The following is a 1,349-nucleotide window of genomic DNA, read 5'->3' on the forward strand; positions in this document are numbered from 1 at the left end:
CCAGAGTTATTTCAAATTTTAGGTGGAATGCCTCTCGCAATGCAAAGCTGATTTCCATCTAGTATAAAACATCCCATAGGTAATTTCTTATTTTTCATCATTTCTCACTCTTTACGCTTCACATCTCATAACTCACTTCTTTATTCTTTGTACTTAATACTATTCTTAATCCTTAAGGCAACGGACAGAGTAACCGCTAGCACGAAAGAAGGCGTTCATATTGGTATTGGAACTATTGAAGAAGAGCCTACGGGCATCGGCGCCTGAAACGGTACTAGACCAATAGAGGCCGAGGGAGCCAACACTGTCGAGCCCACCAGTACTGTGGCTGCGGCGGCCTGCTACGGGCAATTTAAGCGTGGAGTCGAAAGCGCCTGCTGCGTTGTAGGAACTCCAGCTTGAACGCTCTGTATCCCACTCAGCTTCGGTAGGTAAGCGGAAGCCATTAGGGCAAGGGTTGTTGGTGCCGCTTACGCCTTGCCATAAATTATCTACTCCTGAAACAGAGGTATTTACCCAATTATTAGCACCGCTATCGCGCGTAATAAATTTACCATCCCAATCATTTCCTGATGCATTAAAATTAGCTACACCATCTGAACCAGTTTCTACAACAGTATATTTTGTTGAGTTTCTATCTTCATGCCCATCTGCGGCACGCCCCCATTGGTAGAGGTCGCCGTAGGAGGCTTGGTCTGTGCTATTTTGAGCTACTTGAGAAGCACCTAAATTGCGGTCCATCCAAACCTTACCATTAGTGCCAATTACTGTTGGTGGTGGAACAGTTCTTTCTAAACTACAAGTCTGTCCGCCAATGTTAATGGCAAACGAAGCCGTGCCATCGCTAGCAGGTGTGCCGCTTATGGTGTAGGTTAAGCTTCCTTCGCCAGTGGCTAAAGTTCCTGGGGCTAGTGTAGCAGTAAGCCCCGTAACACCCGTAGAATTAACCGTTTGACCAGAATAACTTAAACCGTTACCGCCGGTATAGGCTATCTCAGAATCTACACCATTAGCTTCTTGTCCATTTGCAAGCGTACCGTTGTTGTTTGAATTTGCGCAGTCCAATGAAGCTACGAACGGATAAGTAGCTCCGCTGCATCCGTCATACCAACCGTTATTATCGTACCATTGCAAGCAGTTTTCGTCGGTATTGTAAATCATTAAGCCTTCCGCAGGGTTGCTTATCGCATCGCGCTGTGCCGTAGTTATTCGCGGTGGCAGAAAGCCTTTGTCATTAAAATTAACCTCTAAACCAGCTGAGGCATCGGGATTGGTGGTTCCTATTCCCACTTGGGCGTTGGCGGTGTTTAAGCCGATGAAGGCGAGCGTTACTAGGGTTAATAGTTTTG

General features: G+C 46.3%; 1 pseudogene. It reads right to left on the bottom strand.

The window, feature by feature from the left end:
- Positions 1-165 precede the first annotated feature (165 nt).
- Positions 166-1,349: pseudogene (locus tag G7034_RS09135) on the bottom strand (fibrobacter succinogenes major paralogous domain-containing protein); the annotation flags it as partial.

This window comes from Psychroflexus maritimus (genome assembly GCF_011089875.1).
Taxonomy (GTDB): domain Bacteria; phylum Bacteroidota; class Bacteroidia; order Flavobacteriales; family Flavobacteriaceae; genus Psychroflexus; species Psychroflexus maritimus.